Source organism: Gottfriedia acidiceleris, assembly GCF_002128425.1.
Lineage (GTDB): Bacteria > Bacillota > Bacilli > Bacillales > Bacillaceae_G > Gottfriedia > Gottfriedia acidiceleris.
Map to the genome: position 1 here is coordinate 96,414 of NZ_NESS01000009.1, position 26,572 is coordinate 122,985.

Here is a 26,572-nt window from a genome sequence, read left to right on the forward strand (position 1 = left end):
TTACTTATCAATAATTAATTCAGCATTTTAATTGACAAATTCATTTTTCAGCAGCACGAAAAGAGAAAGGATTAATACCTTCCTCTTTTATCAAATTTAATTATTAACTACTTTAGCAGTTTCCTCTGATTTAGCATGCTTCTTTGTTCTCTTAGAAAAGAACAGCTCATACACAACCGGAATAAATACTAGCGTTAATAAAGTCGATGATGTTAGACCACCGATTACTGTAATAGCTAATCCTTTCGAAATAAGTGTACCACTAGACGTTGTTAATGCTAAAGGTAGTAAAGCAGCTATTGTAGCAAATGCAGTCATTAAAATAGGTCTAAGACGTGTTTTACCTCCTTCGATGATTGCTTGGCGAAGAGGTAATCTTTTTTGTTCTATATTTTGTCCGATTCGATCGACTAGTACGATTGCATTTGTTGTTACGATCCCAATTAACATAAGTAATCCAATCATTACACTAATTGAAAGCGGTTCGCCTGCTAAGAATAGTGCAACAAATGAACCGATTGGTACAAATACTAATGCAGATAAAATAATAAATGGAATTCGAGCTTTTCCAAAAGTAATTAACATTGTTAAATAAACTAATCCGATTGCAACTCCCATTGCAACACCTAAGTCTTTAAATGTTTGAGTAGTATCATCACTACCGCCGCCACCTTTTAAAGTTACATCAGACGGTAAGTCTACATATTTTTTCACATCATTAATTACTTCATTTGTTACTTTTGCAATGTCTTTTCCTTTTATTTGAGCAGAAACTTTAGCAAATACTTTACCATCTAATTTTTGAACTGCAGAATATGTTTCAATTACTTTAACTTGGGCTACATCTGACAATTTAATTGGTCCTAATTTACCAAACAGTTTAATATTTTTAATATCCTCTACGGATTGGAGTTCTTTATTATAAGTTAATTGTACATTTTGATCTTTACCATCAATTTTTAATGTTCCCATATTAACTGGGTTTGTTTGGTCAGCAACTAAACCTAAGATCATTCCAGCAGAAAGACCATTTTCAGAAACTTTTTTCTCATCAACTGAAACAATAACTTGTTTTTGTTTTTCTGAGAAATTATTCGTAACATATTTTAATTGATCCTTCTTTTTCATATAGTCTTCAACTTTTTTTGCACTTTCTTGAAGTGCAACTAAGTTATTAGAATATAAATTGATGTCAACGTTATTATTTGATGGTGGACCACCAGAAGAGTTTTCTTGTAATCCTACTTTAGCACCTTGAACTTCTGAAGTTGCTATTTTTTCCATTTTCCTTTTTGTATCTTTAATAAATTGATCAACATCTGCACTTTGTTTTAAATTAATAAAATAGCTAGCTTTATTCTCAGTTTTTAAGCCAGTCATAAAGTCACGGCTACCAACACCAGTAGAAACTTCTTTAACTTGCTTCATATTTAAGAACATCTTTTCCATTTTTAATGAAACTTCATTTGTTTTTTCTAATGATGTTGATGATAGAAGTTCCAATGAAGCAATGATTGACCGTGAAGATTCATTTGGAATAAATGTGAAACCAAGTCTACCTACTAATGAGAATGAACCTGCAAGTAAAACAATAGCTAGTACAATGACAATCCATTTGCGATTTAATGATTTTTCGATCACTTTACCATACCATACTTGAATCTTTTCTTCTTTTTCTTCAGGTGGCACTTTCTTAAATGCATAGCGTCCTAAAATTGGTACAATTGTAATCGAAACTAACAATGAAGCAAGTAATGAAAAAACAATCGTTAAAGCAAAAGGTAGGAATATTTTACTCGTAAATCCACCTACAACACCTAAAGGTAAGAAAACTACAATTGTAGTAATAGTGGAAGATGTGACTGCTTTTAATATTTCTTTTGTTGAGGATATAATTAAATTATTTGAAATGCCCTCTTTTGACTTACGTATTCTTCGGAAAATATTTTCAATTACAACGATACTATCGTCAACTACACGCCCTATTGCAACTGCCATACCACCTAACGTCATAATATTTAACGTGATATCTAATTTAAGCAAGAAAATTGATGTAATTAATAAAGATAAAGGTATTGATATAATAGCAATAAATGTAGCTCGGAAGTTACGTAAGAAGATCAATACTGCTAATGAAGCGAATAATGCGCCTAATAAGCCTTCTTTAATTAAAGATTCAACAGATGACTTTACGCCATCAGCAGAACTATACCCAACTTTATATGAAATTTCATTTTTGTATTTATCTAGTACTTTTATTACTTTGTCAGCTACTTCAACTGTATTTGCATCTTGTTTCTTCGTAATTGCCATTGAAATAGCATCATTTTCGTTATAACGAATTAATTCGTATTTAGAGTCTACTGATTCAATTTTAGCGACATCTCCTAATAATACTTTCGGAGTTTGTGTATTTTGTTTAGAAGCAGTTGAAGTAAATGATGCAGGTTGTAATTCTAAATCCTTTAGTTTTTGAAGTGTATCTAATTTTTCTTCTACTCGAATTGGTATTTTAATATCGCCATTAGTTATTTTTCCAGCTGGGAAAGATAGGAATTTTGCATTAATTTGATCTTTTATACTTGTTAAAGAAAGCCCTAAATTTGCTATTTTTTGCTTATCAACTTCGATTGATAAAAAAGTTGATTTTTCTCCACCAATTGAAACACTGTTTACACCTTCAATTTTATTTAAAGCTGGTACGATTTCATCATTTATAGTTGTTTCGATATTTGAACCATCTTTTGAAAACATTGAGAGGTAATAAATAGGGAATGATCCAAACGAAAAACGGTCCACCTTTGTTGTTACATTTTCAGGTAAGCCAGCATCCTTTAATGTTGTGTTAATTTGTTGTTCAATTTTATCCATATCTGTATTAAACGGAAATTCTAAATTAATAACAGAAACGCTTTCGAAAGAAGAACTTGAAAGTGTCTTTATTCCTTCGATTGATTTAAATGAATTTTCAAGTTTTGTTGTAATCTGGTCATTTAAATCATCTGGTGCTGTGCCAGGGTAAACAACTTGAACAGAAATTGCTGGAAATTCGATATTTGGAAGCTCTTCTACTTTTAATTTTGAGTAAGAATATAATCCTCCAAAGATTAATAAAAACGAAATAATAAAAATTGCTACAGAATTTTTCAAACTAAACTTTGTCAAAAAGTTCATTTAATACCTTCCTTTCCATAAATAGTGATAAACAAATATAATCCGAATTTTCAATCTTTTAAATGCGTTTTTTCTTCCGAAAGATTTATACGATTTTATTGCTCAATCCTACTAAAAATAATTAACATAGATTTTCATTATTTGTGAAATGATAAGATGACAAGAAATTGATTAATTTTAGGAGTGATGAAAATGACAAAATCAAAAAAAGAAAAGGAACGATTTTGGAATGAAAGAAAGTCGAACCAACAGCCACACGATAAAGTAAAATCGTTTAAAGAATTGGACAAAGAAACAAAATAGACATCTCCTTTACTAAAGAGTAATTGGTACTAGATTTTACTATGTATTCCACTTATCACATTTTCATTTGTAATCATAAAAAAAAGTCCCGTGATATACACGGGACCTGAGACTGATTTGGTAAAGAATTCTAATGAAATTTTAATAGAATTGAAATATATGTAGTTCGGACCTTTTAAAATTTGAATATAAGCTGAATCTACTATTTTTAAACTATTCTGCTGTTATTACTATTTTATAATTTTTATGGTTTACGACTGTTAGCGGTTCCATTTCTAAATCTCTGAAGTTTTCCATTATGGATATGTCAACAATGACAGAATTTTTATTAACTTTTTGTACTCTACCTTTCAACCCCTGTTTAAACTCAATGATATTTCCTGCTTCTGCAATTTTCATGAGCATATCTCCTAACAAAGTTTTGACTTGACACCTTCTATAATGCATGAAAACGGTTTAAAGGTAAAGAGAAAATTTAAATTTTTTTACAATTGTGTCTTTTTTCATAAGAAATTATGTTTAAAAACCTTTTGAAAGGCAAAAATGGTTGTAGCACTTTCAGGAGGTTAGTTTGTTGAAAGAATGGTTTGAAGAGTTTGAAGTAGAAATTTCAAATGAAATTAAAAATTTGGTTAGTAGTAATACTCTAATAGGTGATCCGATTTTATTTTTTGAAAAAATTATTTTAGTACCATTTTTTGAAATGATTTTAGCGCTAGGCGAAGCTCATTCATCATACGAGTTTGCGAGTATCGGAACAGGAGTAGAAGTAATTCCTAAAGCATTCTTAGTTTTAAAAGATGGAAAAAGTGAAGTGATTTTAGTAAATAATAAAAATATGAATTTATCTGTTACAGAAAAAATACTTGATGTAACTATTTAGTTTCCAATAAGTACATTCTTTGTTAATGTTAGGTTTGAAGTTTATCTCTTGTAACCATCAAAAAATCAATCTACATAATAAAGGGTGATAATATGGAACAAAATGAATTTATCAATTTGATTGATCGGCTAGTTAAAGGTGAGATTTCAGAAATTAATGTTACAAAAGATGATTTTTTAACATTTAGGCAAATAATTGTTAATCGAGAGGACTTTAAACACTTTCGTGGGATTGCTCAACATGGAGGCCATGTAATCTATACTTACTTGGAAGAAGCTAGAAGTTAACTAATTTTTGTTTAAATCTAAAGTCAAAATAATATTATTTTAATTGTGTACTCATTAAAAGTTTGCGAAAAAAAAAAGTTTTTATAGCTTTTTTTCTTATTTCGCAAGGTGTTAATGAGTACTTTTTTTGTGAAAATGTTATGACCTGATTTGACAAAAAAATCGTTTTACACTTTATTGCACTCTTCTCCATAATTTGTTAAATTTCATATATTGTTTTATTTCGAGACATAATGTCGAAATGTTTATTTTATAATTTCAATACCTATATATTGTGTTTGTTCTAAAAAGGTAATACAATATGTAGGTATATAATATAAGTATTTTCAATATTCTTACATATTAACGAGGGTGATAATATGGTGATAGTTTACAGTTCAATGACTGGCAATGTTAAGCGATTTGTCAATAAAGTTAGAATGCCGTCAATCCAAATAAAAGATGGACTAAAAATTGAAGTACCGTATATTCTCGTAACTTATACTACAGGATTTGGTAACGTACCTGAAAACGTAAGTACTTTTTTGAAGAGTAATTCAAAGTATTTAAAAGCAGTTAGTGCAAGTGGTAATAAAAACTGGGGAGATTCTTTTGCAGCAAGTGCAGATAAAATAGCATCAGACTATCAAGTTCCAGTGTTATCAAAGTTTGAACTGTCAGGGACAAGTCGAGATGTACAATATTTTATTGAGGGAGTGGAAAAGCTTGAGACATATTGAGCTGAATAATGAATTGACGATTAAAAAAGATGGTTTTTTTGATCTCGCAAAAGATAAAGAAGCGCTTCTTTGTTTCTTAAAAGAAGTTGAAGATAAAAAGATTCAGTTTTCTTCATTAAAAGAACGCTTAAACTATATGATTCAAGAAAACTACTATTATAATGTTGAGATGGATTACTCCTTTGATGAAATAGAAAAATTGTATGAGTTAGTATACAATGCCGGATTCACTTTTCAATCATATATGGCTGCATCAAAATTCTTTAAAGATTACGCATTAAAAACAAATGATGGAAAGCATTATTTAGAAGGATATGAAGATCGAATTGCGATCGTTGCACTATATTTAGGAAGAGGCAATATTGAAAAAGCATTGAAATTAGCAAAAATGATGATTCAACAAAACTATCAGCCAGCTACTCCGACTTTCTTAAATGCTGGTAGAAGTCGTAGAGGCGAATTGGTGTCATGTTTCTTACTGGAAATGGACGATAGTTTAAATTCAATAGGATTTCAAATTAATACAGCAATGCAACTGTCAAAAATCGGCGGTGGTGTTGCATTAAATCTATCAAAACTTAGAGCTCGTGGAGAGCAAATTAAAGAAATTGATAACGCTGCAAGTGGTGTTGTTCCTGTTATGAAGCTATTAGAAGATTCGTTTTCATATGCTAACCAGCTTGGACAACGTAAAGGTGCTGGTGCATCATATTTAAATATTTTCCACTGGGACGTAGTTGAATTTCTTGATACAAAAAAAATTAATGCCGATGAGAAGAGTAGAATTCAATCACTATCAATCGGTTTAATTGTTCCAAATAAATTCTTTGAACTAGCAGAAAAAAATGAACCATTCTACGTATTCGCACCATATACAGTGTATAAAGAATATGGAATTCATTTAGATGATTTTGATATAGATGAAAGATATGAAGAATTATTAAATAATGAGCGAGTTAAAAAGAAAAAACTAGATTTAAGTGCACGTGACCTTTTAGTAAAAATTGCTGCGATTCAGTTAGAATCTGGTTATCCATATTTGATGTATAAAAGTAATGCTAATCAGCAGCATGCATTAAAAGATATTGGTGAAATTAAAATGTCTAATTTGTGTACAGAAATTTTCCAACTACAAGAAACATCAGTCATCAATAACTATGGTGAAGAAGATCAGATCAAACGTGATGTGAATTGTAATTTAGGATCATTAAACATTGTTAACGTAATGGAAAATAAAAAGATCAGAGAATCTGTACATGTTGGAATTGAGGCATTAACAGCTGTAACAGATATGACGGAAATAGAGAATGCACCTACAGTGAAAAAGGCAAATGAAGAACTTCATTCGGTTGGTCTAGGTGCAATGAATTTGCATGGATTTTTAGCGAAAAATGGAATTTCATATGAAAGTGCTGAGGCAAAAGATTTTGCGAATACATTCTTTATGATGGTAAACTTTTATTCAATTGAAAAAAGTATGCTAATTGCTAAAGAAACTGGTAAAACGTTTAAGGATTTCCAAAAGAGTGAATATGCTAAAGGTACTTATTTTGAAAAGTATACTTCAAAATCATTTGAGCCTAAAACTGACAAGGTAAAGGAATTATTTAATGGGATCTATATCCCGAATGAATTTGACTGGGTTACATTAAGTAAGCAAGTACAAGCGTATGGGTTATATAATAGCTATCGTCTAGCAATCGCGCCTACACAATCGATTAGCTACATTCAAAATGCTACTTCATCGGTTATGCCGATTGTAAATGTTATAGAGTCTAGAACTTACGCAAATTCAACAACTTATTATCCGATGCCATATTTATCAAAAAATAGTTTCTGGTATTATAAATCAGCTTATGATATTAACCAATTTAAGTTAATTGACTTAATTGCTGAAATTCAGCAACATGTCGATCAAGGTATTAGTACAATCCTATATGTAAACAGTGATATCTCAACGCGAGAGCTTGCTAGATACTATATTTATGCTAATAAAAAAGGATTAAAGAGTTTATATTACACACGTACTCGTAAATTGAGTGTAGAAGAATGTATTAGTTGTTCAGTATAAAAAGTAGTATTGGACTTTAGTATATAAAGAGTTCAATAGTCTAAATTGAAATCTAAATTAAATTACTTAATGATCTAAAATGAAAAGCTCGAATATAGAATGCTTTATGCTATTGTTCTATATCATCGAGCTTTCTTTATGATTAGGGGGAAATATGAATGAAAGCTGTTAACTGGAATAAAAAAGAAGATGATTTTAGTTTAGTATTTTGGAAGCAAAATCTATCGCAGTTTTGGACTGAAGAAGAAATTGTCGTTTCATCTGACAAAAATACTTGGAATACATTATCAAAAGAGGAACAATCAGCATTTAAAAAGGTTTTAGGTGGTCTAACTTTATTAGATACTAAGCAAGGCGGAGAAGGTATGCCTTTAATCTTAGTTCATCTTAAAAATTTACAAGCAAAAAGTGTACTAGCATTCATGGGTGCGATGGAAGAAGTACATGCAAAAAGCTATTCGCATATTTTTACAACTCTTGCTACAGAAGATGAAATTGAAGATTTATTTAAATGGGTGGACGAGCATCCAATTTTAACTAAAAAATCGGAATTAATTTCTTCTTATTATTTAAATTTATTAAAGCGCGATGTTTCGGATGAAGAGTTATACATGGCAATGGTTGCAAGTGTATTTTTAGAGAGTTACTTATTTTATAGTGGATTTTTCTTCCCGTTATACTTAGCCGGTCAAGGTAAAATGACTGCTAGTGGTGAGATTATTAATCTAATTTTACGTGATGAAAGTATTCACGGTGTATTTGTAGGAATATTAGCGCAACAAATTTATGACCAATTTACAGATGAACAAAAAACTCGACTTTACAATGAAACAATGTCATTATTAGTTCAATTATATGAAATTGAGTTACAATATACAGAAGAAATTTATTCTTCAATTGGTTTAGTAGATGAAGTTAATAAGTTTATTCGATATAATGCAAACAAAGCGTTAATGAACTTAGGTTTTGATTATTATTTTGATGAAGAAGATATTAATCCGATTGTTTTAAATGGTTTAAAAACGGATACAAAAAATCATGATTTCTTCTCTGTTAAAGGTAATGGGTATGTAAAAGCAGTTACAGTGGAAAAATTAACAGATGAGGATTTTGTCTTTGAATTTTAAATGTAAGGAAGTATGTAAATGAAAGCACTTGTTTTTAGAGAATTTGGTCAATCAGACGTATTGAAATACGAAGAAATAGCAACACCTAAAATTTCAAACGATGAAGTATTAGTTGAAATGAAGGCTGTAGGAGTTAATTTTGCAGATATTTATCGTCGTAAAGGAAATTATCATTTAGCAGGTGATCCTCCGTATATTTTAGGGTATGAAGGCTCTGGAATTATTACCGAAGTAGGTTCTGATGTAACGGACTATAAAGTAGGAGATCGCGTAGCGTTTGCAGATGTTCCTTTTTCGAATGCAGAGTATGTTGCTGCAAAGGAATCTCATATTGTACCAATTCCAGATGAAATTAATTTTGAAATTGCTGCTTCTATTATGCTACAAGGGTTAACTGCACATTATTTAATTAATGATAGTTATAAAATAAAAGCAGGTGATGTTGCACTTGTTCATGCAGTAGCAGGTGGTGTTGGTCAATTATTGACTCAAATGATTCTTTTAAAAGGTGGAGAGGTAATCGGATTAACCTCATCACAAGAAAAAAGGGAAAAAGCTTTATCAATCGGTGCGAAAGAAGTATTTTTATATACTGATAATTGGGTTTCACAAATAAAAGAGTTTACAAAAGAAAAAAATGGTGTAGATGTTGTATATGAATCAGTAGGATCTACAATAATGGATAGCTTTGAAGCAACAAAAGTCCACGGTACAGTTGTATTTTATGGAATGGCTGGAGGGGATCCAGTACATATTGATCCAAGAATGTTAATGGATACTTCAAAAACACTAACTGGTGGAGACTTGTGGAATGTTCTAATTTCAAAAGAAGAGAGACTACTTAGAAGTAATGAGCTATTTAATTGGATCGCAACTAAACAATTAATCGTACAACAACCTACTGTGTTTCCTTTAAAAGATGGTAAGCTTGCTCATGATCTATTAGAAAGTAGAAAATCAACTGGAAAAATCATATTATCTGTTTAATAACAAAGACCAAAACTTTGATGTTTTGGTCTTTGTTTGTAGACAAAATATTAAAAAATTGATTTTTAGACTGATTGAAAGCGCTTGGCGGGCAGTCTGTAAACTATTTAATTGGTAATGTAATTGTAAAAGTAGTTCCATTATTATCACTCATTACGCATATAGTACCGTTATGATTTTGGATTAGTTTTTTTGTTAAAGATAAACCTAGTCCAGTACCGTCATCTTTAGTTGAGAAGAATGGATCAAAAATATATGGTAAATCTGAAGGTGGAATTCCTGATCCATCATCTTTTAATGCAATATAAATAAAATCCTTATCAATATAAGTTGCAATGATAATTGTAAGCAGACCTTCTTTTTTAGCATCCAATGCATTATGAAATAAATTTAAAATAACTTGTACAAGTTGGTTTTTATCAAAGAAAATATGTGCTCCTGTTAATTCCTCAGATAGGTAGTATTCAATAGTAACATTATTTAAAACAGTCTCGCTAAATAATAGTTGTTTTATGTGATTCGATAAAAATTCATTAATATTAATAGGCTCTGGTTTATAGTTCGCATTCTTTGTAATAGATAAAAAGTCAGTAATAATTCCATTTGCTCTATCTAATTCTGGTATCAATAAATCATTAAACAATTGCTTATATTGAGGTGGAGCTTCTTCTTGCAAGAATTGTAAATAACCTCTAACAGTTGTAAGTGGATTGCGAACTTCATGTGCTATACCTGCAGCAATTCTACCTGACATTGCTAGCTTTTCAGAATCCCTTGCCTCGTTTAAATTATGAAAAACACCAATTACTCTCGAAATTTCTCCATTAATATCACGAATGATACGGGTATTGATAATGCCATAGTTAATATTTAAAATTTCCTTATTATAAAATTCTTCACCTGAATAAAGTGTTTGTAGTAAACAAATGTCTTTATCGTCTATTTTTAATAAATTTCTAATATGCCGTCCAATTAATTCGTATTTAGTAATTCTAAAATCAATCGCAACTTGTTGGTTATATAGCGTAATGATCCCATATTTATCGATAAATACTATGTGATGCGGTAAAGCATCGTAGATGGATTGTAAAGTTCTTCGACTATTAGATAAAAAGATAGAGAATTTAGTATGTAATGGAAGTGTTTCATTATTTGAATTACATAAACTTGTATTTCTAGTTAAATGATTCGAATTTGATAATTCACGAGTTTCATTTGAAAATATAGATCCGGAAGTTATTGTATTTAAAATTGTTTCATACGATTTTACTTTTTCTTCAAGCTCGGTTATTTTATTTTTTAATTCTTGTACTGTCTCGTTAATCATTTACACTATACTCCAATTTCTACTAAAATAAGATTATACTGTAGACATTATATCAAACTAATTCGTTTATTTTAATGAAAATTAGAAATAATTAATTAGTAAAGAAAGAACTAATGGGAGAGAAGTATGGAAATAAAAATTGGAGTTACTGGGTGGGGCGATCATGATAGTCTATACCCAGATCGGATTCACTCTTCAAAAAAATTGAGACAATATTGTATGCATTTTCCAATTGTAGAAATTGATTCTTCCTATTATAGTATTATGCCACAATCAAACTATCAAAAATGGGTAAATGAAACAACAGCTGACTTTTCATTTATCGTTAAAGCGTATGGCGGAATCACCGGCCATTCAAGGCAAAACTATTCTAAAGAGGAACAAATTTTACTGTTAACGCCATTTTTGGAATCAATCCAGCCTTTAATTGAAGCGAATAAATTAAAAGGTATATTATTTCAGTTTCCACCATGGTTTAATTGTAAAAAAGAAAATGTTGAATTATTAAGAACTTTGAAAAGTAAACTTAAAGGTCTTCCTACAATTTTAGAATTTCGTAATCAGTCATGGTTTTATCCTAGGTTTTATGAGCAAACGTTGAAGTTTATGGAGGATGAAGGATGGATTCATTCAATTTGTGATGAGCCACAAGCAGGTAATGGAAGCATACCAATCGTATTACATCCTACGAATCCAAATTTAACTTTAATCCGTTTCCACGGTAGAAATATATATGGATGGAATCATAATGGACAAGATAATTGGCGTGAGGTACGTTATTTATACCGATATAATGAAGAAGAATTATACGAATGGGTAGAACGAATTGAACAGTTATCTAAAAACACAAAAGAAATTTGTATACTGTTTAATAATAACTCTGGTGGAGATGCAGCGGATAATGCTAAACAATTAATGAAGCTGCTAGGTATAGAATTTGGGCCATCTTCTACCGAGCAGCTTGAATTATTTTAATTTGATTTTCGTAAAAGAGTTATGCAGCAAATATTAATAAGTAGGAATGCAACAAATGCCAGCATTGGAATTGTAATGAATCCAAACCAATTTAAATAATCTCCAGTACAAGGGACCGGACCACACTGTGTTGCTGTTTCCTTAAGTGCAGGAACTTTTTGAATTAAAATATGATAGATCGAAATACACATACCTATTAATGATAAAGGTAAAACATAAATAACATCTTTTATTTTATTTTTATAAAAAGCGATTCCTATTATAAAAACGATTGGGTACATAAAAATTCGCTGATACCAGCATAATGAACAAGGTGTCCAATGATTAATTACTGAAAATGATAAACTACCTAGTGTTGCAATAATACTTACAATCCAGGTGAAAAATAAAATTGATTGCTGTTTCTTCATTCCTTACCATCCTTAATTTGATTTTCGATATTGTTATTGTACCTTTGATTGGATGTAAAGTGGTATAAAAACGACGTTTGGTCACTAATATTTAATAAATTTAAATTTTAGTTTTTTTAAAGAGCCTGGCAATATTTTGGGCTTTTTGATTTTGATATAAAGAATATTTTAAAAGCTAAAAAAAACCTGAGATCATAATCCCAGGTTTTTTTAGCTATATTAAGCGATTGCTGCATCTAGAGCGATGACAATCATGTCATTAAAAGTAGTTTGTCTTTCTTGTGCAGATGTTTCTTCACCAGTGAAGATATGATCACTTACAGTTAAAACAGTAAGTGCGTCTACGTTATGTTTTGCTGCGATTGTGTATAATGCAGTAGTTTCCATTTCTACAGCAAGAACACCGTAATTAGCTAATTTTTCATACATGTCCATACTATCTCGATAGAAAAGATCTGAAGTTAAAATATTTCCTACTTTAACATTTAACCCTTTATTCACTGCACCATCATACGCTTTCTTTAATAAATCAAAGCTAGCACATGGAGAATAATCGAAACCAGGGAATGTTTGACGATTCATATTTGAATCTGTACAAGTCGTCATCGCAATAATGACATCACGAATTTTTACATCCTTTTGAAGTCCACCACATGTACCAACGCGAATCAAAGTTTTTACACCATAACTATTAATCAGTTCATTTACATAAATACCAATTGAAGGTACTCCCATTCCAGTACCTTGAACGGAAATTCTTTGGCCTTTATATGTACCAGTAAATCCAAGCATTCCACGTACATCATTATAACAGACAACATCCTCTAAAAATGTTTCCGCGATATATTTAGCTCTTAATGGATCACCAGGTAATAAAATTTTATCAGCAATTGCACCTTGTTCGGCACCAATATGTATACTCATTTAATGTTCCTCCTTAAAACTGTGTGTATATAGCCCATCAATTATCAGTATATTAGTTTCTACATTTAAATAAAAAACATTCTTATTTGTAAGCAACTTAAAGGAAAAAGTAAGATGGACGTAGTACATATTAAATATAGAAATACTCATAGACAAAATTAACCAATACAGATAATTTATGGCGAATTTTAATTATTGCACAGGTGATAAAATAATGAAAGAGTTTACAATTAGAATTTCAGCTTTCTTGAAATAACTAAAAATTATTAATTTTAACTAGTTAAGGGAGAATGATCTATGAAATTTCGTTTTATTGCAGCTCTATGTATAGCTATATTAATTATTCTATTAATTAGCAATCGCCTAGTTAATCATAGTATATTATCAAGTAGTAGTCAGGTTAGCCACCTAAAAGTTCAAAAGGTAAAATGGAATCTTACGACTAAAAAAAATTCACAAGAAGTAACCGTATCCTCTAGAGCTTTGAATGTGTTACAACGCGAAAAAATCAGAATATTTATTACGACAGATCAATTAAAATCTTATAAAGTCATTGAACCAGTATATAATGGAAATAATCAATTTACATTTAAGTATTCTTTTAAGAAAGACATTCCTTATTATGTTAGTATATTTTTAAATAATCAAACGCTTGATACAAAGATATTCCAAAAACAAAAGGACAAAAAAGAAGAAGTATTTCCGACAGCAATTTTAACGAAAAAGACTGATGATTATAGAGTTTCTCTACTATATACTTCAATTCTTCCAAAAACTAAGAGTAAAATTACATTTGATTTTGATCAATTTAAAAAACGTTCCAAATTTACAGATCAGCAATTTTATATTATGAATGAAGAAGGAACATATTTTAAGCTAATTAGTAATCCTAATAATTATTCAAAAGTAAACTATGAGCTTGATTTACCTGAAGCAGGAATGTATAAAATATTTTATGAATTTAAATTAAATGACGATCATAAATCATTTGATTTTATTTTAGACGTAAAAGACAAAGACAGCTAAGGAGTAAGAAATGCATAATTTATTAATGATTTCAAAAGTATTAGTTTTTGATTTAGATGGTACTTTGTATGATGGTACTGAGCACTACGATTACTATGCTAAATTACTAGCTAATGAAATAAGTTCAGAAAAGCGTGATTCTTTTTTAAAGGATTATAAAAAAATAAAAGATTATGACCATGCATTAACAATTGGAAAAATTTATGACTCAGAAAATGATTTAATCATATCGTTAGATCCAATTACATTGCAGCCAATACAAGTATTTACTTGGGAAGGGCAACTACTTTCTAAAGACGAACTTCCAGAGAAATATCTTGAAAAAATTAATTATGAATTACCATATATCCCAGTAGGTGATGGTTGGTGGATTCCTTTAGTAGCAAGTTATCACTACGGTGCAAGAGACGTATATCACTGTTATGATAAAACAAAAGAGTATATGGCAACAAAAGAGTTTAATATTCCTTATATAAGAGGATTAAAAGAGGCTTTAGAAAAGGTTAAGGATTCAAAAAAATTAGTATTGTTAACGAACTCTGATCGAGAAGATGTAACTAGATTATTGAAGTTACTTAATTTAAATGATTTATTTCATCTAGAAATTACGGATGGTAAGAAGCCATTAGAAACTGAAAACCATTTTAAAAATATCATGAATAAGTTCAATGTTATGCCACATGAAATTGTGTCAATCGGTGATAATTTCATTAATGAAATTTCTCCTGCTTTAAAATTAGGTATGCACGGAGTTTATATTACAAATCAAACGACCATACAAGTTAGTGACTCCTTGTTAGTTGTAAAAAAACTAGAGGAAGTATTTGAATAACTAAAAAAGACTGTAAGCGAAAAATTGCTTACAGTTTTTTTATTGTGCAGTTGGCAAATTTTTAACATTGATTTGAATTACAAATCCAATTTGAAGTATACTCAATTTCCAACTTATTTTTATGGGCATCATACATACTTTTGAAATGGCTATGAGAAAATAATGTTAGGAGGAAGTGTGAATGAACAAAAATCGAAAACGATACTCTCTCATATTTTCTATCTTTATTTTTTTTACTGCTTTTTTTAGTAATAACATAAATAGTGAAGCAAGAACTACAAATTACGGCTATATTACTCACCCATTATTAATTTATTTTTTTGATGTAGGTCAAGGAGATAGCATGGTTATGATTTTACCAAATGGTAAGACAGTACTGATTGACGGAGGAGATGTTGAACATGGTGGAGTCGTTATAAAAAAACTTAGACGACTACATATAAATGAGATTGATTTATTAGTCAGTACACATCCAGATATTGATCATATTGGTGGGTTATTAAAAGTAATGAATAGTGTTAAGATAACAAAAATCCTGGATAGTGGGAAAAAATATAATTCACACTCTTATTACTTATATAAGAAAGAAGCATATCAAAAGAATATTCCAATTAGTATTGCAAAGTTAAATGAAAAAATAATGCTTGACCCTAATGTAGACATCACTGTTTTAAATAGCGGGAAAAAATCGTATACGAATAATAATAGTTCAATCGTGTTGAAGGTTAAATATGATGACATTTCAATATTATTAACTGGTGATATTGAAAGAAAAGCCGAACAAAGATTAATTAAAAATGAGGATATCAATGCTCAAGTACTAAAAATTCCGCATCATGGATCATCGACATCAACTTCAGAAGCGTTTTTATTTGCTGTAAATCCTACAGTCGCAATCCTTTCATATGATAAATTTAACTTATTTGGTCATCCACATCGTTCAGTAATGAAGCGGTTAAATCATCTTGGAATTAAGCAATATACAACAGACCAGTTCGGAGATATCGAATTATCAACAAATGGTCATAAATTATATATCGAAAAAGAAGAAGTATTGGTAGATCCATGAAGGACAAAAACCAATACTTCTATTTTTTATGTGAATTATGATGAATAGGGATTTAAAGCATATCCAAATTTGTGATGTTTTTGTTAATTACTTATAAGTAGTATAGACAACTAGGAGTATATATCATAAAATAGTTATGAAGAAATCAAGGTACTTATATAAATGAATGTGAATGATGATTAAGTAAACACTACTTTCTATATTGGGACATTGGCGAAGACTTCTTAAGCAAAGGAAAGAGGAGAGAAAATGAAATCAATTATTAATGTAAAAATTTACACAGGTACAGAAGTAATTGAAAATGGTTATATTCGATACGATGAAAAAATTTCTTCTATTGGTCATATGAATGGTTACGAAAATGATGGTGAAGAAATAATTGATGGAAAAGGAACAGTTATTATTCCTGGAATGATTGATATTCATATACACGGTGCATATGATGTTGATGCAATGGATGCTGATCCAAACTCAATGGTAACTATGGGTAAAGAAATGATGAAGGAAGGAGTTACAACCTTCTTCCCGACTACAATGACACAATCGAAAGAAAATATTAAAAATGCTTTAAAATCTTTAAACGAGGCTAAAAAACTCGGTGCACATTTTGAATATATTCATTTAGAAGGACCGTTTGTTAATAAAAATAAAGCTGGAGCACAACCATTAGAATACATTATTAACCCTGACGTTGAACTATTTAAGGAATGGCAAGAAGCTTCTGGTGGATTAATCAAATTAGTTACTTATGCGCCAGAGGTTGAAAGTGCAAAAGAGTTAGAAGCAGAGCTAGAGCGGACTAATGTAGTTGGCACTGTTGGTCACTCTGATGCGATCAGATCAGATTTTGAAGGTAGAAATATTTTCCACGCTACACATTTGTACAACCAAATGCGACCAATGCATCATCGTGAAGCAGGAACAGTTGGCCATGTATTACTTGATGACCGAGTAATGGTAGAAGTGATACCTGATGGGATTCATATTCATCCTGATATGGTAAAGCTTGCTTATCGCCTAAAAGGTGCTAAAAAAATAAGTGTAATTACTGATGCGATGAGAGCAAAAGGGTTAGAGGACGGCAAATATGAATTAGGTGGACAACCTGTATTTGTAAAAAATAAAAGTGCAAGATTAGAAGACGGAACGCTTGCGGGCAGTATTCTGAAAATGGATGATGCATTCAGAAACATTATGGCATTTACTGGCTGTAGTCCTGAAGAGGCAGTACAAATGACATCAATAAACCAAGCTGAAGAGTTTGGTCTTAAACATAAGGGCGTATTAGAACCAGGTAAAGACGCTGATTTTGTGCAAATGACTCCTGATTTCTTCGTTATCGATACAACTAGACAGGGTAAAAATATGAATGAGGTGACTTTATGAACGTAATCGTAGTAAAAAATGCAGAAGAAATTTCAAAAGTAGCATATGAAAAAATGGTAAATGCATTTGAAGGGAAAGCGGAATTCACATTAGGATTAGCTACAGGTGGGTCTCCACTAGGTATTTATGAACTTTTCCGTATTCATAAACCAGATGTGTCAAATGTCATTACTGTAAATCTTGATGAATATGTTGGACTTGCTGAAGATGATCAAACAAGCTACCACACTTATATGGCAGAACAGCTTTTTAACCACTTAAATTTTAAAGAAAACCATTTACCAAATGGAAATACAAAAAATTTAGAAGAAGCTTGTAAAAATTATGAAGAATTACTACAAAAGCATCCTGTAGATTTACAACTTTTAGGTATAGGTGAAAATGGTCATATTGCATTTAATGAGCCTGGTACACCATTTGATACACCTACTCATATTGTAGAGCTTACTGAATCAACTCGTAACGCAAATAAAATTTATTTTGAGAACGAAGAGGATGTACCTACGCATGCAGTAACTATGGGAATTGGTTCAATTATGAGAGCGAAAGAGATCATTTTAGTAGCTTCAGGCATCAAAAAGGCTGAAGCAGTTAAGGAAATGTTAAATGGAAAATTAGATATTAACTGTCCTGCTACTGCACTTCAAAACCACAACAATGTAACGATTGTTGTTGATGAAGAAGCATACTCACTTAGTAATAAATAATGTTAAAACTAGATAAAAATTCACCGTTACCGATTTATTTTCAAATACAAGAGATTTTAAAGCTTAAAATTAACTCAGGAGAATGGAAACCAGGTGAGCGTATTCCCTCTGAGCAAACATTGAGTGAGATGTTAAATGTAAGCAGGATGACAATTAGACAAGCATTAAACAATCTTGTTAAGGAATCATTAATAAGTCGGAAACGTGGAATTGGTACGTTTGTATCCGTAAAAGATGGGATTGAAGTTGAAGAATCACTAAAATCATTAAGGAGTTTTTCTGAAGATATTACATCTATAGGATTGACTCCTACTAATAAACTTCTTGGATTTTCAACGATCGAAGCTGATGAATATTTAGCAGAAGTATTATCAATTGAAAGTGGATCTGAAATTTTTAAAATTGAAAGACTTCGTTTAGCAAATGATCATCCCATTGCAATCGAAACAACATATCTACCTAAAAACTTAGTAAATCGAATTGATGAAAAAGTATTGAATCATTCCTTATATGAATATTTTGAAGTTTCATTAGGTTATTCAATTAAAAAAGCTACAAAATGGATTAAAGCATCTTTAATGACAGAAAAAGACTCATTAATTCTTGAAGTAGCGGAGAATTCTCCTGCATTAGAATTACATCAAGTAACGTTTATTAATGAGGGAATACCACTAGAATATGTAAGTTGTATTTACCGGGCTGATCGCTATCGTTTTACAATTGATATTGACCGTTAAAAAGACTCTTTTTCGCGCTGTAAAAATGACTCCCATACATTATATTTCAATAGAAAAAGGGTGCTCCTAGTAGCACCCTTTCCTCTTACTTAATTTGTAAAACGATTTTAACTGCTTCGGCTACTGAAGGAACGATATACGAAGCATATTTTTTAACTTCATCGTCAGCATTTTCCATCGCAAAGCTATTAGGAGTTAGTTCAAACATTGAGATATCATTGTATGCATCACCGATACAAGCAATTTCATCGGGTTTTATTCCTAATTTATCAATTAGTATTTGAATTGCTGAACCTTTACTTACGTTAACTGGAACGATATCTAAGCAATTTTTAGCAGAAATAAAAGATGTTACAAATTCAGGTAGTTCTTCTTGTAATTCTTTTTGTAGTTCAAGTAAGTCCTCGTCTTCACCTAAAACTACATATTTTTTTGGTGTAATCGATTTACCTAAATCGGTTTTTAGCGTTTTTAGTTCAACTGCATTCATGCTAGAGTTCTTTTCAATTTCTTTTACTAAATCAGTTTTTTCTTCTATATAGTATGTTGAATTATCAGCTACATAGATTAAAAATTTATCGTGTGAAATCATTTCATAAACTTTATCGATTACACTTGGATGGAATGTTGCATCTAACAATGCTTCGCCATCATTTGAATAAATATAAGTTCCATTCATACTAATACGGTGAAAATTACCTTCTAAGCTTTCCATAATTTTTACGATTTCATAATCTAAACGCCCGGAAGCAAAACATAATAAAACACCACGATCTAAAAGGGTTTTTAAAGCTTCTACATCATGTTCAAATAGTTGACCTTGATGAAACATCGTCCCATCCAGGTCACTAACAAATAACTTAATCATTTTTCTTAACACCTACTCAATTTATATTTATACTTTTATATTTTATCCTACTATAATAGATTATGAAAAAAATATGATTAATTTATGAAACTTAAACTGGGTTTTAACTTTTTCAGAAAAATTATGTTATGATATAAAAGCGATTTTTTAAACTTGGGGGTGATAAAAAAAATGTCAGAGATGTCAGTATGTTACACAATCAAAAAAGTTCTTAATAATAATGTTTTAATAGCGAAAAATCCCGATCATACCGAAGTAGTTTTGCTAGGTAAAGGCATCGGTTTTAATAAAACTAGAGGAGATTTAATTTCCGAAGGTGTAGTAGAAAAAATGTTTATCTTAAAAGATGAACAAAAACAAAAACAATATAAATCATTAATCAACTTTATGGATGAAAAATTAATGGGTACGCTTCAGCAGGCGATTTATTTAATTTCTGAAAGAACGGGATGTACTTTAAATGAGCAAATTCATATTGGGTTAACAGACCACTTAATATTTGCGATCAAACGTATTAGAGAAGGCTATAATGTTGATAATCCGTTCTTACAAGAAACGAAAGCAATGTATCCAGAGTATTTTAAAATTGCACAAGAAGTTATTGATTTGATAAATAAAGAAATAGATATAAATTTACCGATCGAAGAAGTGGGGTTTGTAACTCTTCATATCGTTAGTAATTTATCGATGGAAGTTGTATCGGATGTAAATAAGTTCTCTCAAATCATTAAAGATTTAGTAATCTATATAGAAGAATATTTACAAATTGAAATTGATAAAGAAAGTATTCATTATTCAAGATTAGTTCGTCATTTGCGATTTTTAATTGACCGTATATTTCATGGTAATTCATCTGAAGAGTCACCAGCTTTGGGCATAATCTTAAAAAAAGAATATCCAGTATGCTATGACTTAGCATGGAAAATTTTAAAGTCAATCCAAGCTTCATTAAATAAAAAAGCAAGCGAAGCCGAAGTAATATACTTAACCTTACACTTAGAACGGCTTGTTCAAAGTAAAATTAATTAATAATTCAATTAACCTAATGGGAAATTTGGTTCTTTTAAGCATAGAAAATAAATATTTTAAAAAATAGGTAATTTGGCTTGAAATTTTTAAATTCTATAGATATAATGAAAGCGAAATCATAAAAAACATAATGAATATTGTACACATTAAACGTGTTACTGATTCGATCAGGCATGAGTTGAAAAAATGTGAATTATTATACTTGGGTAGGGGAAACTATATCCAGGATTCAATAATCTCATTTTTTCTGCTCATGCCTTTTTTGTTTGGATAAAAGGAGGATTATAATGTTTAAGAAAATCTTTGGAGTTTTACAAAAAGTTGGTAAAGCACTTATGCTTCCCGTTGCAATTTTACCAGCTGCTGGATTGTTACTTGCATTCGGTAATGCATTTCAAAATCCACAAACATTAAAGTACTTACCATTTCTTGACGCACACTGGTTCCAACTAGTTGCAAAAGTTATGGAACAATCTGGTGACATCATTTTCGGTAATCTGTCATTATTATTTGCAGTAGGTGTTGCCGTTGGTTTGGCAGGAGGAGAAGGTGTTGCAGGTTTAGCAGCAATCGTTGGATTCCTGATCATGAATAAAACAATGAGCGTGTTCAAGGATATTGGACATTTTGTCGTTTTAGATAAAGCTTTAAATATTGCTAAATTTGATGATCCATCCTATGCGTTTGTATTAGGTATCCCTACACTTCAAACAGGTGTATTTGGCGGGATTATCGTTGGTTTAGTAGCTGCATGGGCTTATAACAAATACTTTGAAATTGATTTACCTTCTTATTTAGGTTTCTTCGCAGGTAAACGATTTGTTCCAATTGCTACAGCAGCATTCTCAGTAGTACTTGGAATATTAATGTGTTTCATTTGGCCACCAATCCAACATGGCTTAAACGCATTCTCACATAATATGATCGATGCGAATTTAACGTTATCAGCATTCGTTTTTGGTGTTATTGAACGTTCATTAATCCCATTTGGTTTACATCATATTTTCTATGCTCCATTCTGGTTTGAGTTTGGTTCTTATACTGATAAAACAGGTATGGTTGTACACGGAGATCAAAAAATCTTCTTCGCTCAATTAAAAGACGGAGTAAAATTAACTGCTGGTACATTCATGGTAGGTAAATTCCCATTCATGATGTTTGGTCTACCTGCTGCTGCACTAGCTATGTATCATGAAGCTAAACCTGAAAACAAAAAAATCGCTGGTGGTATTTTAGCATCAGCAGCATTAACTTCTTTCTTAACAGGTATTACAGAACCAATTGAGTTCTCATTCTTATTTGTTGCACCAGTATTATTTGGAATTCACGCAATCTTTGCTGGTTTATCATTTATGGTAATGCAATTATTAAATGTAAAAATTGGTATGACTTTCTCAGGTGGTCTAATCGACTTCTTATTATTCGGTGTTTTACCGAATAGAACTGGTTGGTGGTGGGTAATCATCGTCGGTTTAGTATTAGCAGTCATTTACTACTTCGGTTTCCGATTTGCAATTAGAAAATGGGATTTAAAAACTCCAGGTCGTGAAGATACAATCGCTGAAGATACTACAAGTAATACGCCAGCTAATGAACTACCATATGAAATTTTACAAGCATTAGGTGGAAAAAGTAATATTTCTTCATTAGATGCATGTATCACACGATTACGAGTACAAGTAAATTCAAAAGATGAAGTAAATAAGGATCGTTTAAAATCATTAGGTGCTGCTGGAGTTCTTGAAGTTGGAAATAATATTCAAGCCATTTTTGGACCTAAATCAGATACATTAAAATCACAAATTAAAGACATTATGACTGGAAAAACACCAGTTGTTAGTAAAGAAGCACATAAAGAAACAGCTTCAGCAGTAGATACTACTATTGAAGAAGCGATTATTAATCCAATTGAAGGGGAAATAATCCCAATTACAGAAGTACCAGATCAGGTATTTTCTGGAAAAATGATGGGTGATGGATTTGCGATTATTCCTTCAGAAGGTACAGTTGTATCTCCGGTAGATGGCGAAATCGTAAATGTATTCCCAACAAAACATGCGATTGGTATTTTATCAAATGGTGGAAAAGAAATTTTAATCCATATTGGTATTGATACTGTAAAACTAAATGGTGAAGGCTTTGAAGTACTGGTATCACAAGGTGAGAAAGTAACAAAAGGTCAACAATTAGTTAAAATTGATTTACACTTTATTCGTGAAAATGCACCTTCTACAATTACACCGGTTGTATTTACAAACTTAGCTGAAGGACAACAAGTTGTAATTGAAAAACCAGGTAAGCAATCAAAAGGTGAAGTAGGCATCATTAAGATTAAATAAATCTAATTAAATAGACGAAAAATGTTTGATTTTAAAAGGGGTAGTATAGTTGACACTATGCACCCCTTTTAATAGAATATTTATAGTAGGCCAAACGTCTATACCAAAAATGTAGATTTAATCACAAAGGAGATAAATTATTATGGAAAAAACTTTTAAAGTAACAGCTGATTCTGGAATCCACGCTCGTCCAGCAACATTATTAGTAAATGTAGCAGGTAAATTTAATTCTGATATCAATCTTGAGTATAATGGTAAAACAGTTAATTTAAAATCAATCATGGGTGTAATGTCTTTAGGTATTCAACAAGGAACTGAGATCAAAATTAGCGCTAACGGTGAAGATGCAGAACAAGCTATCGCTGCAATCGATGATACAATGAAAAAAGAAGGTTTAGGCGAATAATGTCTTTACATATTAAAGGTATTGCCGCTTCTAGTGGAATTGCAATTGCAAAAGCATTTCGCTTAGAAAATCCTGAATTAAACATTGTTAAAAAACAAATTTCAGATATTGATGCTGAAATTGCTAAACTTGACAGTGCGATTCAAGTTTCTAACACTGAATTAGAAAAAATTCGTGATCACGCAAATGCTGAACTTGGAGAAGATAAAGCAGCAATCTTTTCTGCGCACATCTTAGTTTTAAATGATCCAGAGCTAGTTAACCCAGTTAAAGATAAAATTAAGTCTGAAAGTGTCAACGCTGATTTTGCTATGAATGAAGTTGCTTCAATGTTCGTTCAAATGTTTGAAAGTATGGATAATGAATATATGAAGGAACGTGCTGCAGATATCCGCGATGTTACGAAACGTGTAATGGCGCATCTTTTAGGCGTTACGATTTCTAACCCTGCTAATATTACTGAAGAAGTAATTATTATTGCAGAAGATTTAACACCATCTGATACAGCGCAATTAAACCGTAAATATGCATTAGGTTTTACAACTGATATTGGTGGTCGTACATCTCACTCAGCTATTATGGCGCGTTCTCTTGAAATTCCTGCTGTTGTAGGGACAAAAGAAGTAACAAGTAAAATCGAAAATGGCGTAATGGTCATTGTTGATGGATTAGATGGTCATGTAATAGTAGATCCTTCGAACGAAGAATTAGAAGAGTATAAAGCTAAAAAAGAAAAATTCGAGCTTCAAAAAGTTGAATGGGCTAAACTGAAAAATGAGCCAACTGTAACGAAAGATGGTCATCATGTTGAGTTAGTAGCTAACATTGGTACACCTAATGATGTAGAGGGTGTTATCAATAATGGTGGTGAAGGTGTTGGCCTTTACCGTACTGAGTTCCTATATATGGGACGCGATAACTTCCCATCAGAAGAAGAGCAGTTTGAATCATACAAATCAGTTCTTGAAAGTATGGGTGATAAACCGGTAGTAGTAAGAACACTAGATATCGGTGGAGATAAAGAATTATCTTATTTACACTTACCAAAAGAAATGAACCCATTCTTAGGTTACAGAGCGATTCGTTTATGTTTAGATCAGAAGGAAATATTCCGTACACAGTTACGTGCATTACTTCGTGCTAGTGTATATGGTAACTTAAAAATTATGTTCCCTATGATTGCAACTTTAGATGAGTTCAGAGCTGCAAAGGCTGTTTTATTAGAAGAAAAAGAACAGTTAGTAAAAGAAAATGTTCAAGTATCGGACAATATTGAAATTGGTATGATGGTAGAAATCCCTGCTTCTGCTGTTTTAGCAGATGTATTCGCTAAGGAAGTTGATTTCTTTAGTATCGGGACAAACGATTTAATCCAATACACAATGGCTGCAGACCGAATGAATGAACAAGTTTCTTATTTATACCAACCTTATAATCCATCTATTTTAAGATTAGTTAAAATGGTTATCGACGCGGCAAACAAAGAAGGTAAATGGGCTGGAATGTGTGGAGAGATGGCTGGAGATGCATTAGCTATTCCATTACTTGTTGGATTAGGCTTACATGAATTCTCTATGAGTGCTACTTCAATCCTGCCTGCTCGTAGTCAAATGGCTAAACTTTCTAAAGCGGATATGGAGATTTTAGCTGAAAAAGCATTATCTATGTCTACAGCTGAAGAGGTTGTTAACTTAGTAAATAGCATCTAATTTAAAACAACAGGGAAACCTGTTGTTTTATTTTTAAGATTATTGTATGTATAAAGACTAATGATAAACTGAATCGAAAAATTCCTACTGTTGACAAATTCGCTTCTTTAATTTAGTGTATGTTTAAATTATTAAACGAATAAGATTATTTTTGGATAATAAAAGTAGGTGGAAGATTTGAGTAAAGAAGCAATAGAAGTATTTAGAGAATGTATTCCCTTGTTCCAAGCGTTAAGCGATCCTTACAGACAGGATATTATTTTAATGTTATCAGAAGGTGAAGCGCTAACTGTTAATGAAATTACGGAAAAAACTTCATTATCTAGACCGGCTATATCACATCATTTAAAAATACTGCGTGATAATCAATTAGTACAAATTGAGCAAAAAGGTACACATAGATATTATTCATTAGCAATTGATTCTTCTCTAGAATTACTTAAGAAATTAATCAGTACTGTTGAGCAACATTGTTAATGAATCGTAATGACATAAAAGGGACTCCGACTTTTGTCAGAATCCCTTTTACTTTTCATTTATGATTAAATCCAAATAGACATTTCTTTTGCAGAAAAACGTGTTGTATGATGTCCAGGTACTTTTTCTTTACCAATGGCAATCAACATTGTTGGAATATAGCGATCATCAGTTAAGAAAGTTTCTTTAAACGCTTGTTCGTTAAATCCTCCGATTGCACAAGTGTTCCAACCTTTTGCAGAAGCAGCCATTATCAATTGCATACCAGCAAGAGAAGAATTCAAGATACCTTGTTCACGATTACGTTGCTCTGTTGCATAAGCATTTTCAACGTTTGCTTTTAATTTGTCTTTTGCTTCTTGAGTCATAAAACCAGCTTCCACTGCAGGTCCGAAAACTAAGTCAACATTTTTTGCTGATTGTGTGTCGGCTAATACAGCAATTACACATGAAGCATCTTTAATTTGACCTTGGTTATATGCAACAGGTAATAATTTACCTTGCGCGTTTTCACCATGGAAAACAACGAATTTCCAATGTTGTAAATTCCAAGCAGATGGTGCAGTCATTGCAGCATCAAGAAGTTCAGTAATTTCGCTGCTACTGATTTCAGTAGAAGAATCGAATACTCGAGTAGAGTTTCGTTCTTTAATCATTTCAAAAAATTGTTCATTTTTCATATGAAAATACCTCCAAAAATTAGGTGCATTAGATACATTTTTATGTACTTTTTTAATATAGATAGTTCCATTATTAGAGTCAACAAATTAGTGTTGAAATAACCTAAATTTAATTTGAAA

The 26,572-nt window shown here is 31.1% G+C and carries 26 protein-coding genes; 19 read left to right on the forward strand and 7 right to left on the reverse strand.

The window, feature by feature from the left end; translation table 11 throughout:
* Positions 1-96 precede the first annotated feature (96 nt).
* A complete protein-coding gene (locus B6K90_RS16635) occupies positions 97-3,174 on the reverse strand; it encodes an efflux RND transporter permease subunit (RefSeq protein ID WP_088013884.1) in 3,078 nt (1,025 codons plus the stop codon).
* 192 nt (positions 3,175-3,366) lie between these two features.
* Between B6K90_RS16635 and B6K90_RS24230 the strand changes: the two genes are divergently transcribed.
* Positions 3,367-3,477 carry a DUF6254 family protein gene (locus B6K90_RS24230; protein WP_220270703.1) on the forward strand — a complete coding sequence of 37 codons (111 nt, stop codon included), beginning with the start codon at positions 3,367-3,369 and terminating at the stop codon, positions 3,475-3,477.
* A gap of 213 nt (positions 3,478-3,690) precedes the next feature.
* Here the strand turns inward: B6K90_RS24230 and B6K90_RS16640 are convergent, their stop codons facing one another.
* A complete protein-coding gene (locus B6K90_RS16640; RefSeq protein ID WP_088013885.1) occupies positions 3,691-3,876 on the reverse strand; it encodes a YkvS family protein in 186 nt (61 codons plus the stop codon).
* Between the two features lie 175 nt (positions 3,877-4,051).
* On the opposite strand from B6K90_RS16640, the gene B6K90_RS16645 reads away from it, so the two are divergent.
* From B6K90_RS16645 to B6K90_RS16670, 6 genes are all read left to right on the forward strand, one after another.
* On the forward strand, positions 4,052-4,360 hold the full coding sequence (locus B6K90_RS16645) for a spore germination protein GerW family protein (protein WP_088013886.1): 309 nt from the start codon (positions 4,052-4,054) through the stop codon (positions 4,358-4,360).
* Positions 4,361-4,452: 92 nt separating this feature from the next.
* Positions 4,453-4,647, forward strand: coding sequence for a hypothetical protein (locus tag B6K90_RS16650; protein ID WP_088013887.1), 195 nt, complete (start codon positions 4,453-4,455; stop codon positions 4,645-4,647).
* Between the two features lie 359 nt (positions 4,648-5,006).
* Positions 5,007-5,366, forward strand: coding sequence for a class Ib ribonucleoside-diphosphate reductase assembly flavoprotein NrdI (gene nrdI, locus B6K90_RS16655; protein WP_069035506.1), 360 nt, complete (start codon positions 5,007-5,009; stop codon positions 5,364-5,366).
* Positions 5,353-7,437: a class 1b ribonucleoside-diphosphate reductase subunit alpha gene (nrdE, locus tag B6K90_RS16660; RefSeq protein ID WP_088013888.1), complete on the forward strand. Its 2,085-nt coding sequence runs from the start codon at positions 5,353-5,355 to the stop codon at positions 7,435-7,437. The genes nrdI and nrdE overlap by 14 nt, the downstream gene beginning before the upstream one ends.
* Positions 7,438-7,595: 158 nt before the next feature.
* A complete protein-coding gene (gene nrdF, locus B6K90_RS16665) occupies positions 7,596-8,564 on the forward strand; it encodes a class 1b ribonucleoside-diphosphate reductase subunit beta (protein ID WP_088013889.1) in 969 nt (322 codons plus the stop codon).
* Between the two features lie 18 nt (positions 8,565-8,582).
* Positions 8,583-9,551, forward strand: a complete 969-nt coding sequence (locus B6K90_RS16670; protein WP_088013890.1) for a quinone oxidoreductase family protein — start codon at positions 8,583-8,585, stop codon at positions 9,549-9,551.
* Positions 9,552-9,654: 103 nt separating this feature from the next.
* Here B6K90_RS16670 and B6K90_RS16675 read toward each other — a convergent pair whose 3' ends face one another.
* Positions 9,655-10,878 (reverse strand): two-component system sensor histidine kinase NtrB, encoded by a 1,224-nt coding sequence (locus B6K90_RS16675; RefSeq protein ID WP_088013891.1) that lies wholly within the window; start codon positions 10,876-10,878, stop codon positions 9,655-9,657.
* A gap of 126 nt (positions 10,879-11,004) precedes the next feature.
* On the opposite strand from B6K90_RS16675, the gene B6K90_RS16680 reads away from it, so the two are divergent.
* The gene (locus B6K90_RS16680; protein ID WP_088013892.1) at positions 11,005-11,853 is read left to right on the forward strand and encodes a DUF72 domain-containing protein; all 849 of its coding nucleotides are present in this window, start codon (positions 11,005-11,007) and stop codon (positions 11,851-11,853) included.
* On the opposite strand, the gene B6K90_RS16685 is transcribed toward B6K90_RS16680, so the two are convergent.
* Both B6K90_RS16685 and deoD read right to left on the reverse strand, forming a co-directional pair.
* Positions 11,850-12,263, reverse strand: a complete 414-nt coding sequence (locus B6K90_RS16685; RefSeq protein WP_088013893.1) for a disulfide oxidoreductase — start codon at positions 12,261-12,263, stop codon at positions 11,850-11,852. The genes B6K90_RS16680 and B6K90_RS16685 overlap by 4 nt on opposite strands.
* A gap of 219 nt (positions 12,264-12,482) precedes the next feature.
* Entirely contained in the window at positions 12,483-13,187 is a 705-nt protein-coding gene (gene deoD, locus B6K90_RS16690) for a purine-nucleoside phosphorylase (protein WP_088013894.1), read from the reverse strand.
* A 297-nt stretch (positions 13,188-13,484) separates the two neighbouring features.
* Here deoD and B6K90_RS16695 point away from each other — a divergent pair, with 297 nt between their 5' ends.
* The 6 genes from B6K90_RS16695 (at position 13,485) to B6K90_RS16720 (ending at position 18,944) form a co-directional block, all read left to right on the forward strand.
* Positions 13,485-14,213, forward strand: coding sequence for a hypothetical protein (locus B6K90_RS16695; protein WP_088013895.1), 729 nt, complete (start codon positions 13,485-13,487; stop codon positions 14,211-14,213).
* Between the two features lie 10 nt (positions 14,214-14,223).
* A complete protein-coding gene (locus B6K90_RS16700) occupies positions 14,224-15,045 on the forward strand; it encodes an HAD family hydrolase (RefSeq protein ID WP_088013896.1) in 822 nt (273 codons plus the stop codon).
* A gap of 181 nt (positions 15,046-15,226) precedes the next feature.
* Positions 15,227-16,114, forward strand: a complete 888-nt coding sequence (locus tag B6K90_RS16705; RefSeq protein ID WP_088013897.1) for a ComEC/Rec2 family competence protein — start codon at positions 15,227-15,229, stop codon at positions 16,112-16,114.
* A 249-nt stretch (positions 16,115-16,363) separates the two neighbouring features.
* Positions 16,364-17,500: an N-acetylglucosamine-6-phosphate deacetylase gene (gene nagA / locus B6K90_RS16710; RefSeq protein WP_088013898.1), complete on the forward strand. Its 1,137-nt coding sequence runs from the start codon at positions 16,364-16,366 to the stop codon at positions 17,498-17,500.
* Positions 17,497-18,207, forward strand: a complete 711-nt coding sequence (nagB, locus tag B6K90_RS16715; RefSeq protein ID WP_139840747.1) for a glucosamine-6-phosphate deaminase — start codon at positions 17,497-17,499, stop codon at positions 18,205-18,207. The genes nagA and nagB overlap by 4 nt, the downstream gene beginning before the upstream one ends.
* Positions 18,207-18,944: a GntR family transcriptional regulator gene (locus B6K90_RS16720; RefSeq protein ID WP_114341753.1), complete on the forward strand. Its 738-nt coding sequence runs from the start codon at positions 18,207-18,209 to the stop codon at positions 18,942-18,944. Before nagB ends, B6K90_RS16720 begins: the two co-directional genes overlap by 1 nt.
* An 85-nt stretch (positions 18,945-19,029) precedes the next feature.
* On the opposite strand, the gene B6K90_RS16725 is transcribed toward B6K90_RS16720, so the two are convergent.
* Positions 19,030-19,812: a Cof-type HAD-IIB family hydrolase gene (locus B6K90_RS16725; protein ID WP_088013899.1), complete on the reverse strand. Its 783-nt coding sequence runs from the start codon at positions 19,810-19,812 to the stop codon at positions 19,030-19,032.
* Positions 19,813-19,992: 180 nt separating this feature from the next.
* Here B6K90_RS16725 and glcT point away from each other — a divergent pair, with 180 nt between their 5' ends.
* From glcT to B6K90_RS16750, 5 genes are all read left to right on the forward strand, one after another.
* Positions 19,993-20,841 (forward strand): glucose PTS transporter transcription antiterminator GlcT, encoded by an 849-nt coding sequence (glcT, locus tag B6K90_RS16730; RefSeq protein WP_088013941.1) that lies wholly within the window; start codon positions 19,993-19,995, stop codon positions 20,839-20,841.
* A 287-nt stretch (positions 20,842-21,128) separates the two neighbouring features.
* The gene (gene ptsG / locus B6K90_RS16735; protein ID WP_088013900.1) at positions 21,129-23,180 is read left to right on the forward strand and encodes a glucose-specific PTS transporter subunit IIBC; all 2,052 of its coding nucleotides are present in this window, start codon (positions 21,129-21,131) and stop codon (positions 23,178-23,180) included.
* Positions 23,181-23,322: 142 nt separating this feature from the next.
* On the forward strand, positions 23,323-23,586 hold the full coding sequence (locus B6K90_RS16740; RefSeq protein ID WP_025568635.1) for a phosphocarrier protein HPr: 264 nt from the start codon (positions 23,323-23,325) through the stop codon (positions 23,584-23,586).
* On the forward strand, positions 23,586-25,295 hold the full coding sequence (gene ptsP / locus B6K90_RS16745) for a phosphoenolpyruvate--protein phosphotransferase (protein ID WP_088013901.1): 1,710 nt from the start codon (positions 23,586-23,588) through the stop codon (positions 25,293-25,295). Before B6K90_RS16740 ends, ptsP begins: the two co-directional genes overlap by 1 nt.
* A gap of 177 nt (positions 25,296-25,472) precedes the next feature.
* Positions 25,473-25,772: an ArsR/SmtB family transcription factor gene (locus B6K90_RS16750; RefSeq protein WP_088013902.1), complete on the forward strand. Its 300-nt coding sequence runs from the start codon at positions 25,473-25,475 to the stop codon at positions 25,770-25,772.
* A gap of 65 nt (positions 25,773-25,837) precedes the next feature.
* On the opposite strand, the gene B6K90_RS16755 is transcribed toward B6K90_RS16750, so the two are convergent.
* Complete coding sequence (locus tag B6K90_RS16755) at positions 25,838-26,452, reverse strand: nitroreductase family protein (RefSeq protein ID WP_088013903.1); 615 nt, start codon at positions 26,450-26,452, stop codon at positions 25,838-25,840.
* Between the last annotated feature and the right edge of the window lie 120 nt (positions 26,453-26,572).